The 18659-nt window shown below is 40.1% G+C and carries 16 protein-coding genes and 2 pseudogenes; 9 read left to right on the top strand and 9 right to left on the bottom strand.

Annotated elements, in window-relative coordinates; all coding sequences use genetic code 11:
- Positions 1-84: 84 nt before the first annotated feature.
- Complete coding sequence (locus IPM47_03625; protein ID QQS30052.1) at positions 85-294, bottom strand: DUF2892 domain-containing protein; 210 nt, start codon at positions 292-294, stop codon at positions 85-87.
- A gap of 120 nt (positions 295-414) precedes the next feature.
- Positions 415-1191, bottom strand: a complete 777-nt coding sequence (locus IPM47_03620; GenBank protein ID QQS30051.1) for a hypothetical protein — start codon at positions 1189-1191, stop codon at positions 415-417.
- A gap of 526 nt (positions 1192-1717) precedes the next feature.
- Between IPM47_03620 and IPM47_03615 the strand changes: the two genes are divergently transcribed.
- The 5 genes from IPM47_03615 to IPM47_03595 all read left to right on the top strand — a co-directional run bounded on the left by IPM47_03615 (position 1718) and on the right by IPM47_03595 (position 5877).
- Complete coding sequence (locus IPM47_03615) at positions 1718-2533, top strand: transposase (GenBank protein QQS30050.1); 816 nt, start codon at positions 1718-1720, stop codon at positions 2531-2533.
- A 37-nt stretch (positions 2534-2570) separates the two neighbouring features.
- Positions 2571-2909, top strand: a complete 339-nt coding sequence (locus IPM47_03610; protein ID QQS30049.1) for a hypothetical protein — start codon at positions 2571-2573, stop codon at positions 2907-2909.
- 141 nt (positions 2910-3050) lie between these two features.
- A complete protein-coding gene (locus IPM47_03605) occupies positions 3051-3422 on the top strand; it encodes a GxxExxY protein (protein ID QQS30048.1) in 372 nt (123 codons plus the stop codon).
- Between the two features lie 1126 nt (positions 3423-4548).
- On the top strand, positions 4549-5406 hold the full coding sequence (locus IPM47_03600; GenBank protein ID QQS31373.1) for an AraC family transcriptional regulator: 858 nt from the start codon (positions 4549-4551) through the stop codon (positions 5404-5406).
- Between the two features lie 96 nt (positions 5407-5502).
- The gene (locus IPM47_03595; GenBank protein QQS31372.1) at positions 5503-5877 is read left to right on the top strand and encodes a cupin domain-containing protein; all 375 of its coding nucleotides are present in this window, start codon (positions 5503-5505) and stop codon (positions 5875-5877) included.
- A gap of 133 nt (positions 5878-6010) precedes the next feature.
- On the opposite strand, the gene IPM47_03590 is transcribed toward IPM47_03595, so the two are convergent.
- Positions 6011-6667: a metal-dependent transcriptional regulator gene (locus tag IPM47_03590; GenBank protein ID QQS30047.1), complete on the bottom strand. Its 657-nt coding sequence runs from the start codon at positions 6665-6667 to the stop codon at positions 6011-6013.
- Between the two features lie 120 nt (positions 6668-6787).
- Between IPM47_03590 and IPM47_03585 the strand changes: the two genes are divergently transcribed.
- The 3 genes from IPM47_03585 to IPM47_03575 are packed head-to-tail and all read left to right on the top strand — an operon-like array spanning position 6788 to position 9655.
- Complete coding sequence (locus tag IPM47_03585) at positions 6788-7990, top strand: c-type cytochrome (GenBank protein QQS30046.1); 1203 nt, start codon at positions 6788-6790, stop codon at positions 7988-7990.
- Positions 7990-8430 (top strand): Rieske (2Fe-2S) protein, encoded by a 441-nt coding sequence (locus IPM47_03580; protein ID QQS30045.1) that lies wholly within the window; start codon positions 7990-7992, stop codon positions 8428-8430. Before IPM47_03585 ends, IPM47_03580 begins: the two co-directional genes overlap by 1 nt.
- The gene (locus IPM47_03575; GenBank protein ID QQS30044.1) at positions 8411-9655 is read left to right on the top strand and encodes a hypothetical protein; all 1245 of its coding nucleotides are present in this window, start codon (positions 8411-8413) and stop codon (positions 9653-9655) included. The genes IPM47_03580 and IPM47_03575 overlap by 20 nt, the downstream gene beginning before the upstream one ends.
- Before the next feature lie 141 nt (positions 9656-9796).
- On the opposite strand, the gene IPM47_03570 is transcribed toward IPM47_03575, so the two are convergent.
- Together IPM47_03570 and IPM47_03565 are read right to left on the bottom strand one after the other, a co-directional pair.
- Entirely contained in the window at positions 9797-10021 is a 225-nt protein-coding gene (locus tag IPM47_03570; protein ID QQS30043.1) for a hypothetical protein, read from the bottom strand.
- A 1575-nt stretch (positions 10022-11596) separates the two neighbouring features.
- Positions 11597-13153 (bottom strand): annotated as a pseudogene (locus IPM47_03565) (N-6 DNA methylase).
- Between the two features lie 322 nt (positions 13154-13475).
- Here IPM47_03565 and IPM47_03560 point away from each other — a divergent pair.
- The gene (locus tag IPM47_03560) at positions 13476-14009 is read left to right on the top strand and encodes a hypothetical protein (GenBank protein ID QQS30042.1); all 534 of its coding nucleotides are present in this window, start codon (positions 13476-13478) and stop codon (positions 14007-14009) included.
- Between the two features lie 109 nt (positions 14010-14118).
- Here IPM47_03560 and IPM47_03555 read toward each other — a convergent pair whose 3' ends face one another.
- The 4 genes and pseudogenes from IPM47_03555 to IPM47_03540 all read right to left on the bottom strand — a co-directional run bounded on the left by IPM47_03555 (position 14119) and on the right by IPM47_03540 (position 18497).
- Positions 14119-14391: a T9SS type A sorting domain-containing protein gene (locus tag IPM47_03555; protein QQS30041.1), complete on the bottom strand. Its 273-nt coding sequence runs from the start codon at positions 14389-14391 to the stop codon at positions 14119-14121.
- 174 nt (positions 14392-14565) lie between these two features.
- A pseudogene (locus IPM47_03550) lies at positions 14566-16070 on the bottom strand (IS1182 family transposase).
- 110 nt (positions 16071-16180) lie between these two features.
- Positions 16181-17962 (bottom strand): PKD domain-containing protein, encoded by a 1782-nt coding sequence (locus IPM47_03545; protein QQS30040.1) that lies wholly within the window; start codon positions 17960-17962, stop codon positions 16181-16183.
- An 82-nt stretch (positions 17963-18044) separates the two neighbouring features.
- Positions 18045-18497 (bottom strand): T9SS type A sorting domain-containing protein, encoded by a 453-nt coding sequence (locus IPM47_03540; protein ID QQS30039.1) that lies wholly within the window; start codon positions 18495-18497, stop codon positions 18045-18047.
- Positions 18498-18659 lie beyond the last annotated feature (162 nt).

Raw genomic sequence — 18659 nt, 5'->3', positions numbered from 1 at the left:
GTTGCTAACTTTTCATCGTGCATCATGAGAGAACACGCCATTTTAGTTAGAAAGTTCCTTCTCCGCCACTTACAAACAAGGTTTTTACGCCTCGTTTTTGGGCCGGGTGGAAATGCCGAAAGGCAAATACAAAGGGCAAAAGCTGATAGTACTGGTAAGTGCGAAAATAAGGGCTAAAACACCTAAAACAATTGCCACAGTGCCGCTGATGATGTTCATAAAATACAGAATGGCAATAACTGCTGCTACTGTTATCCGAATAATGCGATCTAAATTACCCATGTTTTTTTTCATGATTGTGCAATTTATATTGGTTAGAAAAAATGTTGGACAAGCAATACAATAAAGGAAACAATCCCTATACAAAGCAGGCAAACGGCGATCAATTTCAACGCTTTCATGGTGGATATTGGTTTAATTATTCGGCGCTCCGTTGTTGATCCATGCTTCTATGCGTTCAATAAAACAAGGGTTGAGTTGTGGTTGCAGATAAGGCATCTGTATATATCCGTTTTCTCCCTTTAATGCACTGAGCAGGCTGCCGGATAAGGCTGTTGTTGAAATTTGGGTGTAATTGGTCAGCAGTAAGTCTCCTAATGGGAAATCTCCGCCGTGACAGGTGATACAATAGTTTTGAATGATGGGTTGAACAGTTGCCGAGAAACTGACGTTTTCGGTATCGCAGGGAGGCGGGTTATCATCGCAAACAAGGTTTTTAGCCCCTTGCAATATCCATTGTGCAATAATGACAATTTGGTGATTGCTCAAAGGGGGTTCCGGTGGCGGAGGCATGAGTTTGGCGTTGTCGTTTTCGGTAATCGTGCGGTACAATGTGTTTCCAACAAGGTTGTAGGCGGTTACTTCGGAAGTCTCTACAACATTGTCGTAGGTATCCAATATTATTCCCTCGGCTTGAGTAATTGCATCGTGGCAACCACTTGTTGCGCAGTTGGAAAGCAGTATGGGCAGCACATCTTTTTCGAAGTAAATGATGCCCGCTTCACAAGGATTTCCGGTTTGTGTTGTATCCGGCGGGGTAACGATGGTATCGTTTGGAATGGTATCTTCGGGAATAGTGTCGGTAGGAATGTTGTCATCAGGCCATATCGGGTCGTGCTTGCACGAATCAAAAACAAACATCATCCCTATCAAAAGGCAAAAAGCAAATAGGGTTTTAAAAACTATTTTCATAAATGCACGGATAGCAGCCGATTAGCCCAATAATTAATGTTGCAACTACAAAGTTAGGATAAGTTTAGTGCTCACAGATGAAACAGGAAAAATATTTTTTTCTAAAGAACTTAGAATTACTAAATCCCGTATAAACCTAACATTGGTTTAATAATTGCACTTGATTTGAATAGGTATTTAAACTTAGTCATTTCTGAAAAAGAAGGCTGCTCAAAGTATATTTGTTGCAGAGGAGTTATATAGGAGTTTTTTGTACAGAAGTTCATATAGTTAATCGCACATAGTTATCAACATGGCTGCCACACATTAAAAAAAAGAAGGGAGGCGATATCTTTGTAATTTTGCGAATTGCAAACCCAAAATCAAAGTATATGCCTCCCAACATTCTGCCTTTAGAGTTATATAAAGACATCCTGTCAGTAGCAAAGATATTACAATTAAGGGATTTTCTGTACTGTTTTATGTGTATTCGATATGGAGTAAGTGTACGGAGTTTATGCCGCTATAGTAACTACTCTGTTCGCACTTGGTTTCGTTTTATGTCAGAGGACTACCTGTGGGAGCGCATTCGTATGAAGTTGTTTTTGAAGTGGGTGTATCAACCGGAGGAGAATTATATTATAGCCATAGACGAAGTGGTAGAAGGGAAAAGTCGGGACAAGACCTATGGTTTGTCGAAGTTTTGGAGCAGCATTCAGAAATGCCCCATATTCGGGATTTGTTTTTTTTGTGCTTCTCTGATAGCTGTGGGGAAACGGAAATCATATCCGATGGTGGTAGAGCAAGTCGTACAGACAGAGGGGGACAGGAAGCGGATAGCGGAACAGAAAAAGAAGGCATTAGCTGGCAAGCGCGCAGTGCCGAAGGCAGATGTTTGGTTCGTGGCAGGAAGCAAGGCAGCAAAAACCGACCCAAGCAGCCCAATCCTACGGCATCCTTTCGGGCATTCACCGCCTTGTTAAACAAGTTGCTTTCGTGCTTACCGGGCATCAACCTGACCTATATGGTAGCAGACTGTGCTTATGCCTCGGCAGATTATTTCTCTGCGGTAACAAAGACCGGACTTCACCTGATTACCCGTTTGCCTGTAAATGCCGCCCTCGTCTATGCCTACTCAGACCCAGTAGCCCCAAAACATCGGGGAAGACCCAAAAAATACGGAGAAAAAGTAGATTTGAACAACCTTGATAACCAAGAACTGAAAGACACCAAAACCGAAAATGGTCTCCTTACTCAGATATGGCAACTGCCCTGTTACAACAAATCCTTAAGCAAAAACCTGTTAAATGTGGGGATAGTAAAAATAACCAATTTGAAAACCCAAAAAAGTAGCCTTCTCTAAATTTTGCACCACCGACCCTAACCTCGACTGGCAAACTATGATAGATTATTATAGTTTGCGTTTTCAGATTGAGTTTGACTTTCGGGATGCCAAACAATTTTTCGGACTATCCGATTTCAAAAACTACACCTCGAAAAATCTGACCAATTTTGTTAATCTATGCTTTACCGCTACCTTGACGGCTAAAATTTTGCAGGCACAATATCAGGTTAAATACAATAACCCTAACTTTAGCATTTTAGACCTCAAAATACTCTGTAATACGCGTTTTACGGTCAAAACAGTTATTAAATTGGTACGAAAATCGCCCGATTCAATTTTTAATACTCAATTCGCAGACGGGTTTATGCCAACAGATTTGGTCAATGTCGCTTAAATATCTATAATATAGAAGAAAAAACACGACCGTCTTATCTTATATTTGTGGCAGCCTTGTTGAGTTATACAAAAAAGTAAATAATTAACTTTGTGCTCCTCGGTGAAAACAAAAAAAGAGAATCCTCTTAAATTCAATCCAATGGAACCAAATCAAATTACTGAGAAGATTATAGGTTGCGCAATAGAAGTTCACAAGATATTGGGCCCCGGGCTATTAGAATCGGTTTACGAAGAATGTTTAAGCTACGAGCTAATAACGTCGGGATTGACTATACTGCGTCAGGTTGCCGTACCAATAGTTTACAAAGAACTGCGACTGGAGCAAGGCTATAGAATAGATATTTTGGTCGAAAATTCTGTTGTAGTCGAGTTAAAATCAATCGACGCTTTTAATCCGGTACATGAAGCCCAAATATTAACCTACATGAGGTTAGCAAACAAATCTATAGGGTTACTCCTCAATTTCAATGTACTTTTATTGAAAAAAGGTATCAAACGATATATACTTTAACACAGAGTTTTTTTATTTTCTCTGTGCTATTCTTTTCACAGAGGTTCACAGAGGCAACACTGAGTTACACGGAGGTTTTTATTTTTCTCTGTGGTTCTCTGTGCAAAAAAACTCTGTGGTTCTCTGTGCAATTCTTTTCACAGAGGTTCACAGAGGCAGCACAGAGTTACACAGAGGTTTTTATTTTTCTCTGTGGCTCTCTGTGCAAAAAAACTCTGTGGTTCTCTGTGCAATTCTTTTCACAGAGGTTCACATAGGCAGCACAGAGTTACATGGAGGTTTTTTAATTTTCTCTGTGGCTCTCTGTGCAAAAAAACTCTGTGGTTCTCTGTGCAATTCTTTTCACAGAGGTTCACAGAGGCAGCACAGAGTTACACGGAGGTTTTTTAATTTTCTCTAAAGTTCTCTGTGCAAAAAAACTATGTGGTTCTCTGTGCAATTCTTTTCACAGAGGTTCACAGAGGCAGCACAGAGTTACACGGAGGTTTTTTAATTTTCTCTAAAGTTCTCTGTGCAAAAAAACTATGTGGTTCTCTGTGCTATTCATTCACAAAGGTTCACAGAGGCAGCACAGAGTTACACGGAGGTATTTAATTTTCTCTGTGGTTCTCAGTGCAAAAAATCTCTGTGGTTCTCTGTGCAAAAAATCTCTGTGGTTCTCTGTGCTATTCTTTCACAGAGGCATCTTAGAGTTACATGGAGGTTTTAAAATTTTCTCTATGGTTCTCTGTGCTAATCTTTCACAGAGGTTCACAGAGGCAGCACAGAGTTACACGGAGGTTTTTTAATTTTCTCTGTGGTTCTCTGTGCTATTCTTTTCACAGAGGTTCACAGAGGCAACACAGAGTTACACGGAGGTTTTTTAATTTTCTCTATGGTTCTGTGTGCTAATCTTTTCACAGAAGTTCACAGAGGCAGCACAGAGTTACACGGAGGTATTTTATTTTCTCTGTGGTTCTCTGTGCAAAAAAACTCTGTGGTTCTCTGTGCTATTCTTTTCACAGAGGTTCTCAGAGGCTGCACAGAGTTACACGGAGGTTTTTTAATTTTCTCTGTGTAATATTTTTACTTGTATATTTACAATGTGAAAAAGAAAAACGAGATATTGAATATCGCATCGCTCGAAATGTTTGAACGGTTGATAAACCGCGATGCCAAGCCATATGACATCAACATGATGGTCATGCCGGGCACACTCGAAGACAAACACAAAAACTGTGATTCCATTCCGGCATTAAGAAGGCAATTTTGCCTGTTGTATTTACTGTTGGAAGGCGAGCATGATGTAAAACTTGGAGCCGACCACCTTCAACTAAATCCAAACGATTTGGTCATTGTGCCGGAAAACATGCTGTATGCCAGCGACCATATTAAAAATTGTAAAGGCTACTGCATTCATTTTAAATCCGAATTGCTGAAACCTCAGCTTTCAAGGCCGTTTACCGAAGAATTTCCCTTTTTTCACTTCGATTCGCCACATATCTTCAACCTCAATGACATGGAAAGCTCCTTGATTCAGTCGTCATTTACAAACATCATTGAGGAGTATGAGCGTTATTCGGCCGAAAAGAATTTTCTGCTATGCAATCATATTCTCATTTTGCTGCTAAGAGTTCGCGAAATTTACCGGAAACACGTAAAAGAGTTGAGTAAGAATTTGAGCAGACAAGAACAAATAGCCAACAGTTTTAAGTTGTTGGTGGAAAAACATTTTATTGACCTCCGCACGGTGAACGAGTATGCAGAAAAACTGAGCATCTCTCCCAAATACCTTTCAGACTCTGTGAGTAAAACATTCGGACGGTCTCCTTTGCAAATCATTCTGGAAATGCTGTTGCTTGAAGCCAAAGTGCAGTTATATTCAACTGACAAGTCGGTTTCAGAAATTGCTTATTACCTGAAATTTGACGACCAACCCCATTTTACCCATTTCATTAAGAAGCGAACCGGTCTGTCACCGTTGGAACTTCGCAAAAAAAGGTAATTTTATACATACATTGCCGTAATATTTACAATTCTGTGCGTTTTTTATGCAGTTACTTTGCAGTATCAAAAAATCAAACTAAATATTATGGAAACCATGACAAACAAATCAAACGCAGCGGAATGGAAAAACTTCGGAACACCTGACGAAGTGCGTGAATTTCCAAAAGGAAGACTTGAACTGATAAAAGTGGGTGGGGCTGTTATAGGAAGAGGAATTTTTGAGCCCGGTTGGAGATGGGCAACGTCTGTTCAGCCGATTGCAAAAACGCATAGTTGCGAAGCCCCTCATTTTCAATATCATGTGTCCGGTATTCTTCATGTAGTGATGGATGACGGAACCGAATTTGACTGCAAACCCGGCGATATTTCTCTCCTGCCTTCCGGACATGATGCCTGGGTTGTGGGCGACGAACCGGCTGTTGTCGTAGATTTTCAGGGCATGATTGATTATGCCACACATCATCATTAAACCACCGGAAAACCAACCGGCAAAGAATGTTAATTGTTATAGATAGTTGTTTATGAAAACACATAAACACAAAGGGAAGACTCGCCGTCTTCCCTTTTTTATGTGCGCTATACGACCAATTTTAAAAGCGATATTATACCGTCTCCACCAAAAGGCTTTCAGTAACCTTGTGGCTCAAAGTTTCAGACAGACGGTTTCCAAAACTGACGACCATGGTTTGGTCAAACGGTTCCACCGATAGGATCTTCATTTTGACACCTAAGCTCAATTCGCGGCTGTTTAAAAATTTTAAAAACTCATTGGAAGTGTTGATGACCGCAGTCAGCATGACCGTATCCCCCGGTTTACATTCGCTCAGTTTGATATATTCTTTCCAAACCACATTTCCTTGTTTGTCGGGAATTGGAGAACCATGCGGATCAATTTTGGGATAGCCCAACAGTTCGTCCATTTTTTCAAAAAATTCGGGAGATTGAATATGCTCAACCTGTTCAGCTATATTATGCACCTCTTCCCAGCCGAACCCCATTTTTTCTACCAAATACATTTCTGTCAAGCGGTGTTTGCGAATAATCAGCGCAGCCTCTTTTTTCCCTTTTTCGGTAAGCCGCAAGGGTTTGTAGCTTTCGTAATGCACTAAGTTCTTGCCTGCCAGTTTTTTCATCATACTGGTAACAGTAGGCATTTTTATCTCTAACCGCTTTGAAAGTTCATTTACATTGACTTCACCTTTGTCATTCGACAAGGTAAACAACGCCTTCAGGTAATTTTCTTCTGCCAATGAATTCATGCGGCAAAGTTAACCATTAAAGTTAATAGCCCCTTAATCTTCAAAAAAAATTTTAAAATAGATTTGTTAGTATAATCTAATAATTTACCTTTGCCTCATCAAACTAATTTAGTCCGTAAAATGAATAGACAGCAACTACTTTTTATTTCAGCCATTTGTTTATTAACCATCCTTTTTGTTTCCTGTGAAAAAATAATGCCACAGCAACCTTTGGAAGAGGAGATTCTTGATGGACCGGTAGAAGGGTTGAGCAATCAGCAATCTATCCGGTTCTTATCCGGAGATTTTGCATTTAATGATGAAATATTTACTTCTGAAACAGGATTGGGCCCTATTTTCGTTACCAACAGTTGTGGAAGCTGTCATGCCGGAGACGGAAAAGGCCATCCATTTTCAACCTTGACCCGTTTTGGACAGACAGACGAAACAGGCAACAAGTTCCTGCATTTGGGAGGCCCGCAATTACAAAACAGGGCTTTGCCCGGTTTTACCCCTGAACAAATTCCGGAAGGAGCTACTTTTTCAAAATTCACCCCCCCTGCCGTTACAGGATTGGGTTATCTGTCATTGGTATCAGATGCAGATATTATGGCAATGTCTGATCCGGAAGATACTGACGGAGACGGCATTTCCGGGGTGCCAAACTGGATTGACCTACCGGCTTATATCACCCCTAACTCAAATGCTGTTTCTCAAAACGGCAAATACATCGGGCGTTTTGGTAAAAAAGCGGCCGCTTTTAACTTGTTGCATCAAACCGTCAATGCCTATAATGAAGATATGGGCATTACTTCGCTATTTAATCCACATGATGTATTCAGCGGACAGGAAATTGACCCCGAAGTATCAACTCAAACCCTTCATGATGTGGAATTTTACTTGCAAACACTGAAAGCACCTATTCAAAGAAATCAAAACGAGGCACAAGTAATTCAGGGCTATCAGATTTTTAACCAAATCAATTGTGCATCTTGCCACAAGCCCACCTTAAAAACCGGTTTTTCACCCATTGCTTCGCTTTCTGAAAAAGAATTTCACCCATTTACCGATTTGCTTTTACACGATATGGGAACGGAACTCGACGACGGCTACACCGAAGGCAACGCAAAAACCTATGAATGGCGCACCCCTCCTTTGTGGGGCTTGGGGCTTTCTCCAAATTCGCAGGGGGGAAACTATTTTTTAATGCACGACGGGAGAGCAGGAAGCATCGAAGCGGCCATCCTGATGCACGGAGGAGAAGCAACCGGTAGCAAAACACAATACCAAAACCTTTCTCAGGGAGATAAGGATAATTTAATCAAATTCTTAAAATCTTTGTAATGGACAGGAAAGAATTTATCAAAACTTGTTGCTATGCTTGTTTAGGAGGAGCGGCAATGTCAACAATTCTGCAAGGTTGTGCAAGTACCAACTATTTCGCTAAAACTGTTTTGACAAGCGGGTTAATCACCATCAGCAAATCAGAATTTGTACAGGTGAAAAAAGACAAAACAATGTTCCGTAAATATGTCTTGGTGAAAGTGGATAAATACAATTACCCGATTTGTATTTATCGGTTTGAAAATGAAAATTATTCGGCACTATTGATGGAATGTACCCATAAAGGTTGCGAGTTGCAACCACAAAAAGATTTTCTGGTATGCCCTTGTCATGGCAGCGAGTTTGACAACAAAGGGGTCGTACAAAATCCGCCTGCAGAGCAAAACCTGCAATCATTTATAATTAAAACAGACCACGATAATGTTTACATATACCTTTAAAAACCTGATCTGCTCTTTGGGTTTCCTGTTAGTCTTGATACAGGCAAACGCACAGACCGATACGGTGAAACTTATTCAGAGAGTTCCGGCAGATACCTCGGGAAAGAAGTTGAACATGGACGCAGTTTACAATCGTCCGTTTCTCACCGCAGGCAAACTGCCCGTTGCCTTGGGCGGTTATCTGGAAGCGAATACCCAATACGAATCTACCGATGGAATTTCAGACGGGTTGTCTTTTCAGGCAAGGCGATTCACCTTGTTTTTTTCTTCTACCATTGCCAAAAGAATAAAGTTTCTTTCTGAACTGGAATTTGAAGACGGCACCAAAGAAATCAATATCGAATTTGCTGCCATGGACATCGAGTTTCACCCGCTTTTGAAATTAAGAGGCGGCATTGTGATGAACCCTATCGGGGCATTCAACCAAAACCACGACGGGCCGGTTTGGGATTTTATTGACAGACCTATTGCAGCAACCAGTATTATTCCTTCAACTTTGTCCAATGCGGGCTTTGGGATTCATGGCAAATATTTTACCGGAAGATGGGTTTTAGGCTATGAAACCTATCTTACCAATGGTTTTGACAACAGAATTATTGACAATGAAGAAAACCGGACTTCGTTGGCAGCCGGAAAACAAAACTTAGCAAGATTTGAAGAAAACAACAGCGGACTGCCCATGTTTACCGGAAAATTAGCCATTAGAAACCGCAATGCCGGAGAGATCGGGCTATCCTGCATGACCGGAATTTACAACAAATGGAGGGATGATGGGCTGATATTAGACCGAAAAAGAAGCGCAAGTGCCGTTGCCATAGACTTCAACACTTCTTTGATTAAAGGACGGCTGAACATAACCGGTGAAGTGGTAAAAGTGTTGGTGGATGTTCCTGAAACCTATTCACAACAATATGGAGACCAACAGGCAGGAGGTTATATTGATATTGTCGGCACCTTGTTTAAATGGAAATTTTTGGGTTGGGATAATGCAAAACTAAACCTCGGAGCACGCCTTGAATATGCCGATTACAATCAAGGTAAATTTAAAGAAACAGGCACTAACATTGCAGATGATATTTGGGCAATTGTGCCTTCTGTTGCATTTCGACCTGCCGGAACCACCGTTATCCGCCTTAACTACCGGGTTCAACAACAAAGAGATTTATTAGGCAACCCTCCTGCTAAAACGGGAGCAATTCAACTTGGTTTTTCTACTTATTTTTAAAGGCAACAACCGGCCCGATATAACTATACTTTAGTATTTAGCGCGCAAATTGCCGAAAAAATAAGATTTAGAAGGAATTTTTATTGTAATTTTAAAGATTAAAATTGCAATGTCTAAAGATTTAATTACAATTTCCGGGATTTAAAAATGAATTTTCGGAGCTTTAATCATCATTTTTATCTTTTCAATTGCGGTTTTTTCCTTTAAAATTATGATGTAAAAGATTTTAATTGTCTTTTGAGACAGGCTAACTGTCTTTTCAGACATTTTAATTGTCTTTTTCTTCTTAAAAATTGCAATTTTATGGAGCAAAAAAGCAATTTTCTTCTTTAAAATTGAAACATTTTTGACCCATTTCACCTCCATATTTTGCTAAAAACAAAAACTGGTATGCCTAAAATGCAGGCATGGTCGCTGTTTTTCGATTTGGCCCCCCTATTGTTTTGATTATGTGGTAGGGTAAAATCGTTAGAGGCTATTTTGTTCAAGCGTAAGATTTACGCTCGTTTTCAATACAAGGGTAAAAAGTCCAAAAAATTACCCTTGTTCTTCTATTATTCGAATTTCCTCTTCCGTCAGTTCGTAAATTTGGTAAACCAAATCGTTTATTTTGCTCTCTGCGTGGTCAATTTGGTGTTGTAATTGTTCTTTTTGGCTTTCTAAGGTTAGTTCCCGTTTATCTTCGTTGAGTTGCAAAAGTTGTCCGACAAGTTTTATGAGTTCATTTCGTTGTTTGTCTGAAACCTTTTTGGGAATTGGCAACTGTTCAACATGTCCTTTTTTTACTTGTGCTAAAACTTCGCCGCGTTCAGGATTGATTTGTTGATAATAAAAATCTGTTAGCTTAGAATTTAGTAAAGCTAAAATAAATTTATGGCTAATTTCTTTTGAAATTATTATATGTAAATTATCTCTCGCAATTATATCTTTTCCGATAATTGTTGCGATAATTCTATCGCCAGTCTGACGAACAACAATTTTTTCATCAGCTTTAAAAATTATTGGGTTTCTTGGTGCAGCAAGCCAAACACCATAATCAATCCAGCTATTGTTGTTCCAAAAGTTAACAAATCTGTTCATTAAACTTCCTCTTAATAATGGCAGCCAGTTGTTTCCTTTTTGCGGCTTTGATTGATTTTCAGCAACATAAGGTTTTAGTTGCACTGTTTCTGCTGTTTGTGGCGGATTTCCTTTCCCTTTTTCAAATGGCTTAACACCGTTGTAAACAGTGCTTATCTCTTGAATTAAAAAAGATTTATTTTTAATTTTCTCAAACAGACTCTTTTCTTCTTCTTTGGCTAAAATGTTGATGATATCTCCATTATCGGGCAGTTGAATTTGGTCAATAAATTGATGGTGTTTGAAAATACCTTTTTCAAAAATATCTATTTCCACTTCTTCATTTTTAATAAAATCGTTCTTTTCAAAAATCAAAACATGCGTATCCACAACGGCTTTAAAAATATGTTCGTTGATATGCAATATTCTTTCCCAATAATATTCGGCGGTAAGATATTTTCTAATGTTGCGAAATTTGATGCTTTGCAGCCAGGTATTCGGAATGATTATACCTAATTTTCCACCGGTTAGCAAAAGTGTTTGATATTTTTCTAAAAACAGTAAATACAAATCTTGTTGATAGTCCTGATGGGTATAATGTTGATAGAAATAGTCTAAAAGATGTTTATCAGTAACCTTTACATAGGGCGGATTTCCGATAATTACATCAAAGCCCCCGTTTCTTTTTTGGTAGGTAGCTTGTGGTTCTTTCGGTCCATAAAAAGAAATTAGCTTATCGGTGTCAAGAGCCAATTTTTTTACCCGCTGAAATTGTTTTTTAAAAGTCAAGGTTTCATCTATCGGAATATGTCTTTCAAACACTTCAGGAAATGCTTTTTGCCAAGAGAAAGGTTTTACTTTTCTTTCCTCGCCAAAATCAAGTTTGTTGTCGTAATAATCCACGTCAATTAAAGAGTTCCCGCTTTTTATGTTGTTGTCCAAAGTCGGCAAAATGCGGTCATGAAAGAGTTTGGCTTGTGCTTCTATTGTTTCTTTGGTTTCGCCTTCCATACATTTTAAAAGCAAACTCAATTTGGTTACTTCAACTGCGTTGCTATCCAAATCAACTCCGTAAATGTTGTTGAGCAAAATTCGTTTCTTTTCGGCGGTCGTTAGTTCACCGGTTGGTGTAAGTGGATTGTCTTTGTTTCCTTTTGATTGTTTACCGGTTTGCGTATAAAAATCTTTATGCCAGTTCAGCAAAAATTGGTACGCACCAATCAAAAAACTGCCGCTGCCGCAGGCTGGGTCGGCAATTTTAATTTTGCTTACTTCATTGGGCGTTTTGTTTTCAACTAATTTTCCGATGGTATTTTTTACAATGTAATCTACAATGTACTGCGGGGTGTAATAAACACCGCCTGCTTTGCGGACTTCGGGTTTTTCTTCAATTACGGCTTTCCCATTTTTGGAAAGTGTGATTTGTTTTCCTAAAAATTGTTCATAAGCACTTCCTAAAATTTCCACGCTCAACACCGAAAATTCGTAAGGGCAAACAGGGTAATACAATTCTGATATAATTTTTTTAACAACTTTGTTGTCAATCAGTATTTTGTCGCTGAGTTTGTCTTTTTTAAAATCGAAAAGCCCCGAATTGTATTTTTGGTCGGCAATATGAAAGTTGTTAAGCAAGTTTTGGTAATAATCGCCTGATTTAATGCAGTTTTGCAATTCGCCATAAGCTTCAGCGCTTCGGTCTTCGGCAATTCTAAGAAAGATAAGGCGGTCAATGGTGTGTTGAACAATGAAGTTTAATTCTTCTTCGGAAATGTTTTTGTTTCGAAGTGCTATATTCATTGCAAGTTCGACCCGCCATAAGTCGAGCGATTGTAAAAACTCGTGGTCAACGGTGGTCGTTCCTTTTTTGTTTTTGTCGCTCGTAACGTACTTATCGAAACTCCCTTTAAGAACTTTCTCTTTGCTGAACGTGTCCCAAATAAAATCGAACTCGTTCAAATAGTCGGTATATATCAAATACTTTATTCTACCGTTACTTGCTTTATCTGTTGGATTTGGTTTTTTGGTGCAGTCATAAATGGCAAATTCTTCAAAGTCGGAGATAACGCTGATTGCCATTTTTGCACTCCAACCATACCTGCGAACTTGATATGCAGGTGCTATTTCGTCTTTGATAACAACACTTGGTTTTTTAGCTTCTAAAAAGAAAAGTCGTTTTCCGCCAACTAATCTGAATGAGTAGTCGGGTGCTTTGGTTGCCTTGCCAATTTTCACACGGTCTTCGTGTATTACTTCCCGATAACTTTCTGCATAACCATTTTCGTTGTCAATGTCCCATCCAAGAGCTTTCCAAAAAGGGTCAATGAAATCACGTCTTGTTTGTGTTTCGTTGTAGTCTTTGTTTTTGTAAGATACTTTTTGTTCGTTAAATCGTTGAACTAACGATTTAATTTTCTCAAAGGCAGATTCTTTTGTAATCATTGGGTTTGGTTATTCTTAATTCCATTTCTCGGTATTCTCATAATACGTTTTAGAACGTTGATTAATCAAGTCAAAGGTAGTCATTTTTTCTAATTCGACAAAAAAGTTCTACGATAATATTTTTTGAGCTTTAGTAAGATGGTACTTTGTATATATCAGAGGAAATTTAAAAAAAGTTGAAAAAAACCTCCAAACCACGGTTACGAATTTCCGCCCCGATGTACCAACCAACGAAAACCGAAAGAACGCCAAGAAAAAACCAAACCAAAAACAAAATCAAAACATAAAATTTTTAAAAAACAAAAAACCAAACCAAAACACCATGAAAAAGTTAATGAATTTCGCAGCAGTCGCTATCGCCGTTATCGGCAGTTTTTTTGCAACCAACCACGCTAATGCACAAACTATCCTTGCTTCTCCGAGCCTTACTCCCGAACAAGTGGTAAACTATGTGGTTCAAAACTACACCGTTGTTCACTTTACCATCGCCTCCAATGAAACAGCCGACAACAAAATCATGCCTGTCAGCACCTGGGCTACCGGAAGCATGACTAAAACCAACGCCGCTTGTAAATCGCTTAAAAGCGCAGCAACGAACCGCTACCACACACAAGCCGACTACACCGATGATTTGTTCGACCAACAAGATCAGGTAGAACTGACCCTTAAAGGAACAGGTTGTGCCGGCGAAGCTACGTTGAAAAGAGGTGCTACCGTGTTTAACATTGAGATTATGGGTGTTATCAAAGGCACTCCCGGAGCAAACGGAAAAGACACTTACCTGCTCTATGGCACTTACGGAAACGGTAAAAGCTTCATCACCATCAGCTTGTGGAACTACGTTCCCGTAGGATAATCAACTCTTAACAAACCCCTTTTTACCAACAGCCCCTGACAAATTATGTCGGGGGCTGTTTTTGTTTTTGGGGGTTTGAGTGTTGATGGTAACAACAAACTACTGCCTCCTACCTAACCACCGCCACCTTACCCCGCGCCAAAACAGCACCGCCATCCTCAACCACATAAACATACAACCCCTCCGGCAGATGCGCCACCGAAATGGTTTTATGGGTTTCGCCAACATCAAGAGTAGTTTGAAGCACGGTCTGACCGGTGAGGTTGTAGAAACTTACCCCTAAATCCACTGTCTCCCCTAAATCCCCTAAAGGGGACTTTGAAACCCGTTCAAAGGTCAGGGTGTTTTGGGCGGGATTGGGGTAAACCAGCAAAGAACCCACCCCAAAGAGGCTGTCTAAAAAGCATCCACATTGTGGGTTAATTTAAGCTGATAATTAAGCGGCTATGTCCCATGCACTATCAAAAATGATAAAGTGGAGTACTATTGCTTGATTTTGGTCGGTATATGAGGGATTTTGACCGTTTTTTTGTGCATTTCCCTTCTTCTTTGCCAATTTTCTCAAGTTATGCCCTATTGCCATTAACCCAAATTCAATAGCAACCTTATCAAGCCCCTTAATGTGAACCTTGTGAACTTGTTGTTGCTTTTCATTTGTCCGAATGTTGCTTCTACTTCTACCGGTCGTTTGCTCCGGTAGTATAACCCTTTGGGGAAGTAAGCAGTTCTCTTGCTCTGTCTCTGTGCCGGTTCAGATTATGGCTGACTTCCATCCTTCTGTTTCCGGGTGAGTTGTGGCACATTTCCCGCATCGGACACCCTTCACAATGTTTGGCTTCATAATAATGCAATTCTGATTCATAACCATTGGAACTTATCCGTTTGCCTTTTCCGGCGAACTCCATCCTTTTATCCATCGGACATACATAATAATCTTCCTGTTTGTTGTAGTATAAGTTCTGAACCAGAAATGGATTATTCTTTTGAGCCTTTTTTTGCTCATGGTGGAAATAATTGTATTTCACATAAGCGGCTATTTGTTTGTTTTCCAGCATTTCGTAATTCTCTTCGCTTCCATAACCTGCATCGGCTGATATTTCTTTGCTTTGGGTTTCGTATTGTTGTTCAAAACCGTCGCGGTGCTTTTTCTAAAGTCGTGGTGTCGCCAGGCGTTTGGTGGATGCTGTAATGGGTAATGAACTGATCTTCGGTACTGATTTGTGCATTGTAAGCCGGTTTCAGCTGACCGTTTTGCATGTGGTCATCTTTCAAGCGCATAAAGGTAGCATCCTCATCTGTCTTGCTGTAGCTGTTCCTCCCGCCAAGCGTTTCCAACTGTTGCTCATATTGCTCCAATTTGGGCAGGTGTTCTTCTGCCAACTTTTTTAACTGCTTTTGGATGGTTTTGTCTTTGTCTTTTATTTCGCTGTTCAACTTTGACAGCATTTCTTTTAGCTCTTTGCTGTCAATGGCTTTGGAGGTATCCTCCCCATCCGGTTCCGATTGGTCTTCTTTAATCTGTGATTCTATTACCGACAAGATTGCCTGTATTTTCTTTTCCAATTTCGCTTTGTTTTTCTCTACACTCCCTTTCCACACAAAACGATAACGATTGGATGCCGATTCTATCTTCGTACCGTCTATGTATTGGACTTCAAGGCTGACATATTTCAACTTCTGTAACATGCGAACCACATCCCCGAACAACTGCTGAATACTCCCCTTCAGCCTTTTGCCCCGAAAATAATTGATGGTTCTGTAATCGGGAAGGCTATTCCCCGAAAGCCACATAAAATGAATGTTTTCATGTAACGCTTTTTCGATTTTACGACACGAATAAATATTGTTTAAATAGGCGTAGAACAATACTTTTAACATCATGCGGGGATGATAACTCGTCGTACCTCCGCCTTTATATTGCTTGATTATGTGGTCTATATCCAAACCATCCACCAATTCATTTACTAACATAACGGGATGGTTTGCCGGTATCTTGTCAAAAATGTTTTCAGGAAACAGGCTTAACTTATTGGCGGGTATGGCTTTAAATTGTGGTTTCATTTCGCTTGTTTTTATTCCTAAAGTTACAGTTTCTTTCCCTCATAAAAAAATATTTAAATCACTTTTTTTGATTTATGAGAACTGCTTTTTGAGGGGCTTTTTAGACAGCCTCAATTTTCCGCTACTCCGACCGTTTGCACAAACACCTCTTGCGAATAAACCGAAGTATCGGCACAAACTACGACCGTCAGGGTAACGGTGTAGCTGCCGTTTTCGGCGTAGGTGTGGTGGGGATGGGTTTCGTAGGAGGGGAAGCTGCCGTCGCCGAAATCCCAGATGCTGATGCCCGTTTGGTCAAAATGGGCGTTTTGGCTCGTGTTGGCAAAGAACACCGTGCCTCCGAAATCTTCGGCAACAAACGATGCCTGCGCCCCCGGACTGTAATTGCCCGCACATACGTATTGCGTGTAGGTGGCGGTGTCGTTGCACACTATGGCGGTGAGGGTAACGCCGTAGATGCCCGGTGTCTGATAGGTATGGGAGGGAAGGCTGCCTCCGCAGGGTTCATAGCCCTGCCCGCAGACGAAGGGGGGAGTGCCGTCGCCCCAGTTCCAGCGATAGTAACCTCCGTCTATACTGTCGGGATAGACGTATTGACTTTGATTGATGAAAGTGATGACATTGGGCGGCGACCCTGCAAGGACAGTATGCGAAAACAACGCTTCCGGCTCGGTGAGCAAACCCATGCAGTTGAGCCGAACCAACCATGCATCTGCCCTGCCGGAGGGTAGCCCGCTTTCTTTCCTGCCGCATAGCACGTAGCCGCTTTTGCCACTGTAGTCGTGGTTTTGAACTATAGCATCATAAATGTAATCATTCCTGCTGCCGCCAAATTGCCTGCGCCACAATAACTCGCCAGTAACAGATAGCTTAACTATTTCTGCATCAATCTGATAATTACCACTTGTTTCTAAGCGGTAATAGCCGTTAGATATAATGTAATTACCATCTACCAATTGTATTAATGAAGGTTGTGCTCCGCCCGTAAAATATTCATCCACTATCCACTCTGTTTCGTGTTGGGCATTGAGTTTGTGAATAAAATTCTTACGTTGTGTAAATGGAAGTTTATCGTTTGTATAACTCATCAATACTCCGCCATCCGATGTAAGTATAACATGACCGGCGATATCATAAGAAAAACCGCTGACTGAAGGGGGAGTCGGATTGTAAATCTGATGCCATAGCCAATTGCCTGATGAATCAATTTTGATAAGGGCAATATCACTATTTATCAGGTCGTCGTTAATGGTAGCCAAAAGATAAGCTCCACCATCAGGTGTCGAAACAATATCTTGTAACCAATCAAGTTTATTGGGCACAAATAAGTTGCTATAGATTGTATCTAAAAGGACTGTTTTGGTTATTGGATCTATAATCAAAAATTGAAGTTTTTGCCCGTTACCACAAAGCCTTTGATACCCACCGACAAACAAGCGATTATTAGTGCTTAACGCACAGGCTAACGCTACTTTGCTGCCACCGCAATATCCAGCCATAGTTGTATTTTCAAATTCATTTCCCGACTGGTTTAGATAAGAAATATTCATAGACCATGTGGTCGTTTCACTTACGAACAAAGCACCCACTCCTATAATGGTGTCACCAAACAGGAGAGCATCAAAGAACCTTCCCTGTAAACTATCCGGTGCAATATCTATTGTAGATAGTATATTACCGAAACCATCCAATTCGACAAAATACGGTTTCCAAAGAGTTGTAACATTATTTTTTGCAGTTGACATTAACGAATAATCTCCGTTCTCTTTTTGCACAATTTTGTGTGCATTATTATTGTCCAACCAATTCAAAGATTTGTCGAAGTATTTGGAAGATTGGGCATACGGCAATACAGGCAATGCCATTAGCATAGCAATTATAAATGTTTTCATAAATGAAGGATTTGAACAAGCCAAGGATACGCATATTTCGAATAAAATATACGTATCCTTAGTTTGTCGGGTAATGGAAAAATTACTTGAAGATATACTGTCGGGACATACGGACAGTTTCTCCATTGACTTTAAAATTACAGAAATACAACCCTGTTTGTAAATGGCTAATGTCTATCTGATGAATACCTTCTCCTTTAAAGCTGTATGTTCCCATGACTATGCCTGTTATGGAGAAGATTTGCAGGCTTCCGTTTTCGTCAGGATTTAACCTGTGTTTGAAACTTGCGCCGTTTTGGGCAGGGTTAGGATAGAGAGCAGATACTTTTTCAGTCGCATTTTTAAAAGCCGTTTGCCATTCTCCGCCGCCACCCGGCAGTTCAGGCAGGGTTACCGGAAATTCTGTTCCTTTGGCAGCATATAAAACTGATTGGGCTTTGTAGCCGGTTTTGGTGTCGCTTTGAGCTATTTCCATCAGTTGTTCTTCTTCGGCTGCAGTGATGTCGAATATGGTGCGGTTGATTTGAGTGTCCATAATTTTTTACAATTTAGTTCGTACAAATATAGTTGTTTTGATAATTGCCTGTATATGCCAAACCTCATGGTTATGCCAAAACTATCAGTTTTTTAAACACCCTGCCTTTCAGGTTTTCAGTTTTCACTTTTCAGTTTTCACTTTTCAGTTTTCACTTTTCAG

This window comes from Sphingobacteriales bacterium (genome assembly GCA_016700115.1).
Taxonomy (GTDB): Bacteria; Bacteroidota; Bacteroidia; order Chitinophagales; family UBA2359; genus UBA2359.
The sequence above is the reverse complement of the archived record's forward strand: the minus strand, read 5'-3'. Positions and strand labels throughout refer to the sequence as shown.

Bases quoted from the DNA above. Each gene is read 5' to 3' on its own strand.
- IPM47_03625 (QQS30052.1), bottom strand. From the start codon at position 294: ATGAAAAAAAACATGGGTAATTTAGATCGCATTATTCGGATAACAGTA.
- IPM47_03620 (QQS30051.1), bottom strand. From the start codon at position 1,191: ATGAAAATAGTTTTTAAAACCCTATTTGCTTTTTGCCTTTTGATAGGG.
- IPM47_03610 (QQS30049.1), top strand. From the start codon at position 2,571: ATGATAGATTATTATAGTTTGCGTTTTCAGATTGAGTTTGACTTTCGG.
- IPM47_03605 (QQS30048.1), top strand. From the start codon at position 3,051: ATGGAACCAAATCAAATTACTGAGAAGATTATAGGTTGCGCAATAGAA.
- IPM47_03600 (QQS31373.1), top strand. From the start codon at position 4,549: ATGTTTGAACGGTTGATAAACCGCGATGCCAAGCCATATGACATCAAC.
- IPM47_03595 (QQS31372.1), top strand. From the start codon at position 5,503: ATGACAAACAAATCAAACGCAGCGGAATGGAAAAACTTCGGAACACCT.
- IPM47_03590 (QQS30047.1), bottom strand. From the start codon at position 6,667: ATGAATTCATTGGCAGAAGAAAATTACCTGAAGGCGTTGTTTACCTTG.
- IPM47_03585 (QQS30046.1), top strand. From the start codon at position 6,788: ATGAATAGACAGCAACTACTTTTTATTTCAGCCATTTGTTTATTAACC.
- IPM47_03580 (QQS30045.1), top strand. From the start codon at position 7,990: ATGGACAGGAAAGAATTTATCAAAACTTGTTGCTATGCTTGTTTAGGA.
- IPM47_03575 (QQS30044.1), top strand. From the start codon at position 8,411: ATGTTTACATATACCTTTAAAAACCTGATCTGCTCTTTGGGTTTCCTG.
- IPM47_03570 (QQS30043.1), bottom strand. From the start codon at position 10,021: ATGGAGGTGAAATGGGTCAAAAATGTTTCAATTTTAAAGAAGAAAATT.
- IPM47_03560 (QQS30042.1), top strand. From the start codon at position 13,476: ATGAAAAAGTTAATGAATTTCGCAGCAGTCGCTATCGCCGTTATCGGC.
- IPM47_03545 (QQS30040.1), bottom strand. From the start codon at position 17,962: ATGAAAACATTTATAATTGCTATGCTAATGGCATTGCCTGTATTGCCG.
- IPM47_03540 (QQS30039.1), bottom strand. From the start codon at position 18,497: ATGGACACTCAAATCAACCGCACCATATTCGACATCACTGCAGCCGAA.